An 8,971-nucleotide genomic window follows, 5' to 3' on the forward strand; every position below is an offset into this window, starting at 1 on the left:
CCGCGCATGATGAGCTCGCACGCGGTCCGCTCGATCGCGAGCCGCGCCATGTAGATGTCCCGCACGTCCGCCGGGGTGAGCTCGCACACGAACAGGCCCCGGTGCCGTTCGCTGCGCAGCAGCCCCTCCTGGACCAGGCGCTGCATCGCCTCGCGCAGGGGGCCACGGCTCACCCCCAGCTGTCCTGCCAGTTCCGACTCGCCGAGCTGGTCCCCCGGAGAGAGGGAGCCGTACATGATCGCGGACCGCAGCTGGTCGGCGATCAGCTCGGCGGTGGAACGCCGGGGCACGGGTCTGAGCTGGCCTGGGGCGGGCATGACCTGCCTTCCTCTCGGGGACGGGGCACAACGGACGAAACGGGTGCGTCGTCGAGGTTAACGGGGTACCAGGGCGCTGCTGACCGCGGCCGAACCCGAACGGAACAGCGTGCCCGGACCGGTGCTCCTGGCGTTGGTCACCCCCGCCAGGCGCAGTCCCTCCCACACGCTCACCTGGTTGGCGGTGAGCACGGTCTTGCCGAGCAGCGCCTCCAGGGGCTCGATGAGATGCGCGCTGTGCAGGGCGGTGTCCGGAACCAGGACGGCTCCGGCGCGAGGGTGGTCGTTGGAGATGACGAAGTCCAGGACGTCGTCCGGGTCCAGTTCGCCGACCTCGGCGGCGGTGGCGATGCCGTGGCTGGCCAGTGACAGCACGGTCACCCCGGCCGCGGTGAGGAACTCCACGAACCGCTGGGCGACGTCGTCGGGGTAGGTGGCGGCGATCGCCACCCGCGAGACCCGCAGCTGGCCCAGCGCGTGCACGAAGGCGAACGAGGTGCTCGACGCCGGTGCTCCGGCGGCCCGACGCACCCCCTCGACCTGCCTGCGGGCGCCCTCCCAGCCGAACACGAAGCTGCCGCTGGTGCACGCCCACACCGCGGCGTCCACCTCCATCATGGCCAGCTCCTGGGCGCCCTTGGCGAGCACGCCCTCTCCGCCGACGTCGAGCAGGGCGTCCACCCGGTGCGCGTCCTCGCGCATGAGCGTGTGCACCACGGGGAGCCCGATCCCCCCGCCGAGCAGTTCCTCGAAGGCCTTGTAGTCGTCCTGGGCGCTGAATCCGGGGTAGAGGAATCCGACACGGGTCATGGTGCTCTCCTTCGCGTCACGTCCGGCGGGGTCACGCGGCACTCGGTGCGGCGACGTTGATCAGGCTCTGTCCGTGGGCGACGGCCTGGCGGTCGGCGGCCCTCATGACGGCCCACATGGTCACCTGGTTGGCCGCGATCACCGGCTTTCCCAGCTCTCGCTCCAGCGGCGCGATGATGTCGTAGGTGAGTACGTTGGTGCAGCTGATGAACACCGCCTGGGCGTCGGGGCGGTCCACCGCGTGCACCGCCTCGGACACCTCGGCGTAGGTCACCCGCCAGATGTGGCTGAGCAGGCCCAGCCCCACGCTGGAGGTCACGGCGACGCGGTGCTCGGCGAGGTAGGCCAGGAGCCGGTCGGTCACGCTGTCCACGTAGGGCGTGACGACGGCGATCCGGTTGGCGTCGAGCGCGTCCAGGGCCTGGACCAGCGCTCCGGACGTGGTGACGGCGGCGGGCGCCCCGGCGTCCACCATGGCCTGGTGCAGGCGCCGCTGGCCCTCGGCGCCGTGCACGAAGCTGCCCGAGGCGCAGGCGTAGCCGATGGCGCGGGGCTCGGGGGCGAGTAGTGCGCGGACCGCCGGGTCCACGTGCTCCTCCCGGCACAGGGCGGCGGCCTGGTCGACCGTCACCGGTACGTGTACGTACGGCAACCGCGTGACGTGCAGTGAGACGTCGTCGGGCGTCCAGCGCCACAGTTCGCGGTCGAGCGCGAAGTCGTAGGGCGCGATGACGCCGACTCCCGCCTGCCACGGCGTCCGCGTGCTCGCGGCCAGTTCGACGACCTGCTGCTCCTCGCCGCCGCCGTTCGTGTGGCCTTCGTCGGTCCGCATCGGTCACTCACCTCCCGGGAATGTGTTGTCGTTGCTCGTCGGGGCGTGGTTTCTCCGTGCCGTGGGGCGCGTGTGCCGCGCCCGTGCGGCGGTTCGGTCTGGGCCGGGTCAGCGGTCCAGACGCTCGTACAACAGACGCTCGCCGACGCTCCCGGAACGCCAGACGTCGTTGCAGGCCTCGGCCATGGCGGGCAGGTTCTCGACGACGGTGGCGAACACGTTGCCGGGCACCCAGCCGACGTCGCCGTTGAGAAGGAGGTTGTTGCGCCCGTAGAAGAGGGCGAGGTCGATGACGCCGGGCAGGTGGCCGATCCCCTTGTCCTCCTTGAAGGCGCGGTCGAGCATGCCCCCGTCGAAGGAGAAGTAGACGACGTCCCCGGGGATCGGTGTGACGGTGGGGTTCTCCTGGCCGGGCTCGGTCTCGGCGAACCTCGGAACCATCGTGTAGACCTCGTTGCGCGCGTACTTGGCGTGCTGGACCGCGTCGCCCTGCGGCAGTGCGTTCCACACCGCCTCACAGGTGCGGGGCGCGTCCTTGTCCAGGAGCTCGGCCACGCAGGAGACCCCGCGGCTGGTCAGGGTGATGGTCATGTACCGGGGCAATGGGATGATCCCTTCGACGTCGGGTGGCGGGACCTGCGAGAACACCCCCGGCGCCGGGGCTGTTGATTGTTGACAATCTTATGTTCCACAGGCCGGATGCGGCAATAACCCCGGTGCGAGTGGGTATCCCGTGCAGGTCAGAGGTGGTACGAGAGGTGTCGTTTCTGGGGGAAACTGTCGATTTGTGGATTGTTGACAATCCTATGTCGGCTCCCTAGCGTTTCCCGTGCAGGGCGGATCCGTCCCCGACGACCTCTCTTCGAACCACCGTCACCAACCGGAGAGTGCACGCCCGTGAACCGCTTCACCCCGCCCGACCGCCCGAGAGTCCTCGTCCTCCACGGGGACGCCCTCCCGCCCGGCCTCGCGCGGATGGAGGACGACCCGCGGATCGGTGAGGTCGTCCTCGCCACCGCCGACGAACTCCCCGCGAAGCTGCCGGGGACACACGTGCTGCTGGTGTGGGACCTGTTCACCGAGGCGCTCGCCTCCGCCTGGTCCAGGGCCGACTCCCTGACCTGGGTGCACGCCGCCACCGCCGGGGTGGACAACCTCATGTTCCCCGGGCTGGTCAACAGCTCCACCACGGTCACCAACTCGCGCGGGGTCTTCGACGAGCCCATCGCCGAATACGTCCTCGGCCAGGTCATCGCGTTCGCCAAGGGTTTCCAGCAGACCTGGGACCACCAGCACGAACGCCGCTGGGAGCACCGGGAGACCGAACGGGTGTCGGGCAGGCGGGCCCTCGTGGTCGGAACCGGACCGATCGGCCGCCACATCGCCCGCAAGCTGACGGCCGTGGGGCTGGAGGTCCGCGCCTCCGGCAGCCACGCGCGCGGCGGCGACCCCGACTTCGGCACCGTGGTCGAGTCCAGCCTCGCCGAACGCGGCGACGACGGGGCACCGACCCTGTGCGCCGAACTCCCTGAAGCGGACTACGTGGTGATCGCGGCACCGCTCACCGACGCCACCCACGGCCTGGTCGACCGCCGCTTCCTGGGGCTGATGAAACCCACCGCGCGCCTGGTCAACGTGGCACGCGGCCCCATCGTGGTCGAGGCCGACCTCGTCGCCGCCCTCAACGACGGCCTCATCGCCGGCGCCGCTCTGGACGTGTTCGAGGACGAACCGCTCAAGGCGGTCTCCCCGCTGTGGGGACTGCCCGGGTCGGTGGTCTCACCGCACATGTCCGGTGACGTCGTCGGCTGGCGCGACGACCTCATGGACCTGTTCCTCGACAACCTCGCCCGCTACCTGGACGGGCGGGAACTGCTCAACGTGGTCGACAAGAGCCGTGGCTACGTGCCCGGCTGACCCCTGACGGCGTGACATGGGAGGCTGAAGTGACGATCCGTTCCGACCGGGCCGGGACCGAGGACGCGGACGTGGCCGTCGGTACGGCCGAGGGCGTCCCCGGGGCGGCCCCGGTTCCGCAGGCGCGTTCCGGCGAGCCCGCCGCACCGGCCGACCTGTCCGCCGAACAACTGCTCGCGGCCTACGCCGCCGGGGACCTGTCCCCGGTGGAGGCCGTCGACTCCGTGCTGGAGCGCATTGACCAGGACAACCCGGCGCTCAACGCGTTCTGCCTGGTGCGCCCGGACGAGGCCCGGGAGGCGGCCCGCGCGTCCGCCGAGCGGTGGCGGCGCGGCGAGCCCTCCGGCGCCCTGGACGGGGTTCCGACCTCGGTCAAGGACGTCCACCTCACCCGGGGGTGGACCACCCTGAAGGGATCGGTCACCAGCTCCCAGGACGGGCCGTGGGAGGAGGACTCCCCGGCGGTGGAGCGGCTGCGGGAGAACGGCGCGGTGTTCGTCGGCAAGACGACCACACCCGAGCTGGCGTGGAAGGGCGTCACCGACAGCCCGCTCACCGGCGTCACCCGCAACCCGTGGGACCTGTCCACCACCCCGGGCGGCTCCAGCGGCGGCTCCGCGGCCGCGGTCGCGGCCGGGATGGGACCCCTGTCCACCGGCACCGACGGGGGCGGCTCGATCCGCATCCCGGCCAGCTTCACCGGCGTCTGCGGGATCAAGCCCACCTGGGGCCTGGTGCCGCACTACCCGCCGAGCCCGTTCGGTTCGCTCGCGCACACCGGTCCGCTCGCCCGCACGGTGGGCGACATGGCGCTGATGCTGGAGGTCATGGCCCGGCCCGACCCGCGTGACTGGGCCGCGCTGGCGCCGCCCGTGCCCGGCCTCGGCGACGTGCGCCTGCGCACCGACGCCGAGGAACTGGTGCGGGGCATGCGGATCGCCTACAGTCCCACCCTGGGCGGCCAGGAGGTGGACCCGGAGGTGGCCGCCTCGGTGGCCGAGGCGGTGGCCGTGTTCGAGACGCTGGGTGCCCGGGTGGAGGAGGCCGACCCCGGCCTGCCCGACTCCCGGGACGACTTCCACGTGCTGTGGTACTCCGGCGCGGCCAAGGCCACGGACAAGCTCACGGAACGCCAGCGGGACCTGCTCGACCCCGGACTGCGGGCGATCGTCGAGGAGGGGCTGACCTACTCGGCGCGGGACTACCTGACCGCGATGGCCCTGCGGATGGACATGGGCATCCGGATGGGGCGCTTCCACGACGACTACGACCTGCTGCTGACCCCGTCGACGCCGTTCGCGGCGTTCGAGGCCGGGCTGGAGTCGCCGCCCAAGCTGGCGGGGGAGCGGTGGACCTCGTGGGCGGGGTTCAGCTACCCGTTCAACATGACCCAGCAGCCCGCGGCGAGCGTGCCGTGCGGGTTCACCGCGGAGGGGCTGCCGGTGGGTCTCCAGGTGGTCGGACCCCGGCACGCCGACGCCCGGGTGCTGGCGGCGTGCCGCGCCTTCGAGATCGCCCGTCCCTGGGCGGACCGGAGGCCGTGACGGAGGTTTTTTCGAGTGCCGTGAGCGACGGGTGGCCGCACCCGTGCCCATGGTGATCAGGCACTTTGCTCCCCGGGCGTGGTGAATTGTCCATTCCCGGGACCTTCGTCCGGGGAGTTCGATGCCTAAGGGCCCGCGCAGCGCCCTCCGCACGTATTACCGTCTTCATCGGAGCGGTGTCTGGATCGCGGTGACGCAGGGATGAGGATGAGCCGATGACGGGCGGTGGAGCCGAGGGCGCTCGCAAGCAGATCAGGGTGTTCCTGGTGGACGACCACGAGGTCGTCCGCCGCGGTGTGGCCGCCCTGCTGGAGACCGAGGACGACATGACCGTCGTCGGTGAGGCGGGGACCGCCGAGCAGGCGCTGTCGCGGATTCCGGTGGTGCTGCCCGACGTCGCGGTCCTCGACGTGCGCCTGCCAGGAGGATCGGGCGTGCAGGTGTGCCGGGAGATCCGCTCGGACCACCCCGAGATCGCCTGCCTGATGCTGACGTCGTTCGCCGACGAGGACGCCCTCTACGACGCCGTCATGGCCGGTGCGGCCGGGTACGTGCTCAAGCAGATCCACGGCGCCGACCTGGTGGGCGCCGTACGGACGGTCGCCTCGGGCGGTTCGCTGCTGGACTCGGGCAGCACCGGCGCGATGCTGGAGCGGCTGCGCGGATCCCAGGCCGAGCCGGACCCGTTGGCCGAGCTCACCCCGCAGGAGCGCCAGATCCTCGACCTCATCGGCGAGGGGATGACCAACCGGCAGATCGGCGAGCGCCTGTACCTGGCGGAGAAGACCGTGAAGAACTACGTGTCCGCCCTGCTGTCCAAGTTGGACCTCAAGCGCCGTACGCAGGCCGCCGTGCTCGTCGCCGAACTGCGCGGCCGCCGCTACTGACCCCGGCCGGGGTCAGCCCAGGTCGACGCGGGAGGCGTTGAGCGGCGCACGGACGTTCCCCGCGACCGAACACGGCGGCGCACCAGGCGAAGGCACCGGGTGGGGATCCGTGGTCCGTGCAGCCCGTGGGAGCCCTCCCAAGGCGGGCTCTCAGAAGCCGTCGGAGGGCGGCGCGGCGCCGTCGGGAACGGGCACCCGCCACACCAGCACGGTGCCCCCGCCCTCACCCCTCCTCGCCGTGAAGCCGCCGCCCAGCGTCTGGGCCCGCTGCTCCAGGTTGCGCAGACCGCTGCGCCGTCCCTTCTCGGGCAGGCCCACGCCGTCGTCGGTCACCGTCAGCGTGAGGGTGGTCGGGCGTCCGGTGGTCGAGGCCTCCTCCACCGTCACCGACACGTGCACCTCCGACGCACGCGCGTGCCGGGCCACGTTGGTCAGTCCCTCGCCGAGCACCGCGAGCAGCTGCTCGCCGATGTCGTCGGGTACGGACGCGTCGATGGGGCCGTCCAGGCTCACCCCCGGGTGGCACCCCAGGCTGTGCGCGGTGCTCTCGGCCAGCCGCAGGATGCGGCCGCGCAGCGACGTGTCCCTGCGGCTCGGCGGGTTCTGGAGCGCGAAGATCGTCGAGCGGATCTCCCGGATGGTGCCGTCCAGCTCGTCGATGGTCCGCTGCACCCGCTCCCCGGCCTCGGGCGAGGTGATCAGCCGTATCGTGCTCATCAGCGTCATCGCCGACGCGAAGAGCCGCTGGATCACGACGTCGTGCAGGTCCTTGGCGATCCGGTCGCGCTCCTCCAGCACCACCAGGCGCTCGGTGTCGCGCCGCGCCTCGGCCAGTTCGAGGGCCACGGCGGCCTGCACCGAGAACCCGTGCAGCATGCGGCGTATCGTCGCGGTGAACGGCGTCCGGTCCGACAGTTTGCCCAGGAGCAGCACCCCGCGCGTGTTCCCCGGGGTGCCGAGGGGCACCACCAGCCCCGATCCGTAGCCGTGGTGGGCGAGCACCGGGCACTCAGCCCGGCTCAGGTCGGGGATGCTCGTGGCCTCACCCGACTCGTACACCCACCCGCAGACGGAGTCGTCGATCTCGACCGGGGTCCCCAGGATCTCCTGCGCGATGGGCCCGTCCGCGATCTCCGCGAACAGGTGCCCCCGGGCACGGGGATCGGGGAGCATGACCACGGCCGCGTCCGCGCCGCCGATCTCCCGGGCCTGCGCGGCCATGTGGGCGAGGACCTCCGAGGTGTCGGCGCCCGACAGCAGGCGCGTGGTGACCTCGGTGGAGGCCGCCAGCCACCGCTCGCGCAGCCGCGCCTCCTCGTACAGGCGCGCGTTCTCGATGGCCATACCGGCGGCGGTGGCCAGTGCGGTGACCACCACCTCGTCGTCCTCGTTGAACTCCGCGCCGCTGGCCTTCTCGGTGAGGTAGAGGTTGCCGAAGACCTCGTCCCGAACCTGGATGGGCACGCCCAGGAAGCTGCCCATGTGCGGGTGCCCCTCGGGAAAGCCGTGGAAGTCGGGGTGGTCACGCAGGTCGGCCAGGCGCAGCGGAGCCCGTTCGTGCAGGGGCACGCCCAGGACGCCCTTGCCGTGCGGGAACCTGTCGATCCTTCTGGCCTGCTCCTCGCTGAGCCCCACCGGGATGAACTCGCTGAAGCCGCCGTCCTCGTCCACCACGCCCAGGCCCGCGTACCGCGCGCCGGTCAGCTGCGCCGCCGCCTCGGTCAGTCGGCGCAGGACGGTCGCCAGGTCCAGGTCGCCGCCGATGGCCAGGACCGCCTGGAGCAACGAGTGCACCCGGCCGTGCGCGGACATGCGCGTGTCCAGGGAGTGCACCTCGTTCAGCAGTTCGTCCAGGTTTCGGGGGGACAGGGGATGGCTCTGGGGGATCTCAGTCATGTGTGGTCAACCTCCGCAGAGCCGGTCGGCGGTGTGGCAATGCGCGTTTTCCTCGGGCGTAATAGTCGAATTGTCGTTGGTTTTTCCCCGGTTTGCCACATCTTGCTGCTCAGGAGCCGGTTCCGGCCGGGCGGGAATTCCTGTGGATTCGGGGTTCCGGTCGCCTAATTCATGCTAACGTCGCGATCAGCGAACGCACGAAGGCCTCCGCGGTCTCGCGTTCCGCAGCCGGTAAGCGCCGCCTCAGCGGCCGGTACCGGCCCCGACCGCCCCGCGCGTCGGCCCCCGTTCCCCACGGTGGAAGGAAGCCCGGTGTCTGGAGTCCACGGCCTCACGAGCGTCCTCGGCGCCCGTTCCGCCGTGCTCCGTGCGCCGGTCCGGCGGGCGCTCCTGCTCGCCGCCCTGGTCTCCGGGCTCCTCGTCACCGCGTGGCTCGCCTCCTCCGCCCCCGTGCGGGCGCAGGAGGGGGAGCAGACGGCCGCTCCCGTGGCCGGGATCGGAACCGCCGTGGGGGCCGAACACGCTCCGGCGCCGGAGCCCACCCCCGCCCGGCGGGGTGGGGCGGACGCCGGTCAGCCGGACACCGACCAGCAGGACGCCGACCAGGCCCGTGCGGACCGGCCCGGCACCGAGCGGGCCGACGCGGGCCTTCCCGGCCGCGGGGACCCGCCGCCCGCCGACGCTACGTCGACGGACACCGGTCGCCACGTCCCGATGGCCGCCAGCCTCAACGAGCCGCTCGCCGGAGCCGTCACGGCGGGGGGGGGG

8 protein-coding genes and 1 pseudogene are annotated in these 8,971 nt (G+C 71.9%); 4 read left to right on the forward strand and 5 right to left on the reverse strand.

Features of this window, described 5'->3' with window-relative positions; translation table 11 throughout:
* The 4 genes from D455_RS0121945 to D455_RS0121960 all read right to left on the reverse strand — a co-directional run.
* Positions 1-317, reverse strand: a 317-nt coding sequence (locus tag D455_RS0121945) for a GntR family transcriptional regulator (RefSeq protein ID WP_040685052.1), incomplete at its 3' end; no start/stop codon positions are given.
* A gap of 57 nt (positions 318-374) precedes the next feature.
* On the reverse strand, positions 375-1,127 hold the full coding sequence (locus D455_RS0121950) for a maleate cis-trans isomerase family protein (protein ID WP_026122865.1): 753 nt from the start codon (positions 1,125-1,127) through the stop codon (positions 375-377).
* A gap of 31 nt (positions 1,128-1,158) precedes the next feature.
* Positions 1,159-1,959, reverse strand: coding sequence for a maleate cis-trans isomerase family protein (locus D455_RS0121955; protein ID WP_017572840.1), 801 nt, complete (start codon positions 1,957-1,959; stop codon positions 1,159-1,161).
* A gap of 108 nt (positions 1,960-2,067) precedes the next feature.
* Positions 2,068-2,550, reverse strand: a complete 483-nt coding sequence (locus tag D455_RS0121960) for a DUF3830 family protein (RefSeq protein WP_017572841.1) — start codon at positions 2,548-2,550, stop codon at positions 2,068-2,070.
* Positions 2,551-2,856: 306 nt separating this feature from the next.
* Between D455_RS0121960 and D455_RS0121965 the strand changes: the two genes are divergently transcribed.
* From D455_RS0121965 to D455_RS0121975, 3 genes are all read left to right on the forward strand, one after another.
* Complete coding sequence (locus D455_RS0121965; RefSeq protein WP_017572842.1) at positions 2,857-3,876, forward strand: D-2-hydroxyacid dehydrogenase; 1,020 nt, start codon at positions 2,857-2,859, stop codon at positions 3,874-3,876.
* A 29-nt stretch (positions 3,877-3,905) separates the two neighbouring features.
* A complete protein-coding gene (locus tag D455_RS0121970; RefSeq protein WP_017572843.1) occupies positions 3,906-5,420 on the forward strand; it encodes an amidase in 1,515 nt (504 codons plus the stop codon).
* Between the two features lie 215 nt (positions 5,421-5,635).
* Positions 5,636-6,307: a response regulator gene (locus D455_RS0121975; protein WP_017572844.1), complete on the forward strand. Its 672-nt coding sequence runs from the start codon at positions 5,636-5,638 to the stop codon at positions 6,305-6,307.
* A gap of 150 nt (positions 6,308-6,457) precedes the next feature.
* Here D455_RS0121975 and D455_RS0121980 read toward each other — a convergent pair whose 3' ends face one another.
* Positions 6,458-8,203, reverse strand: coding sequence for a GAF domain-containing sensor histidine kinase (locus tag D455_RS0121980; protein WP_017572845.1), 1,746 nt, complete (start codon positions 8,201-8,203; stop codon positions 6,458-6,460).
* Between the two features lie 312 nt (positions 8,204-8,515).
* On the opposite strand from D455_RS0121980, the pseudogene D455_RS0121985 reads away from it, so the two are divergent.
* Positions 8,516-8,971: pseudogene (locus D455_RS0121985) on the forward strand (hypothetical protein); the annotation flags it as partial.

The organism is Nocardiopsis halotolerans DSM 44410 (assembly GCF_000341065.1).
In the GTDB taxonomy this organism is placed as follows: Bacteria; Actinomycetota; Actinomycetes; order Streptosporangiales; family Streptosporangiaceae; genus Nocardiopsis; species Nocardiopsis halotolerans.

What these genes read in the sequence shown, in the direction of transcription:
- D455_RS0121950 (WP_026122865.1), bottom strand. Translation starts at nt 1,127, where the DNA reads ATGACCCGTGTCGGATTCCTCTACCCCGGATTCAGCGCCCAGGACGAC.
- D455_RS0121975 (WP_017572844.1), top strand. Translation starts at nt 5,636, where the DNA reads ATGACGGGCGGTGGAGCCGAGGGCGCTCGCAAGCAGATCAGGGTGTTC.
- D455_RS0121980 (WP_017572845.1), bottom strand. Translation starts at nt 8,203, where the DNA reads ATGACTGAGATCCCCCAGAGCCATCCCCTGTCCCCCCGAAACCTGGAC.
- D455_RS0121955 (WP_017572840.1), bottom strand. Translation starts at nt 1,959, where the DNA reads ATGCGGACCGACGAAGGCCACACGAACGGCGGCGGCGAGGAGCAGCAG.
- D455_RS0121960 (WP_017572841.1), bottom strand. Translation starts at nt 2,550, where the DNA reads ATGACCATCACCCTGACCAGCCGCGGGGTCTCCTGCGTGGCCGAGCTC.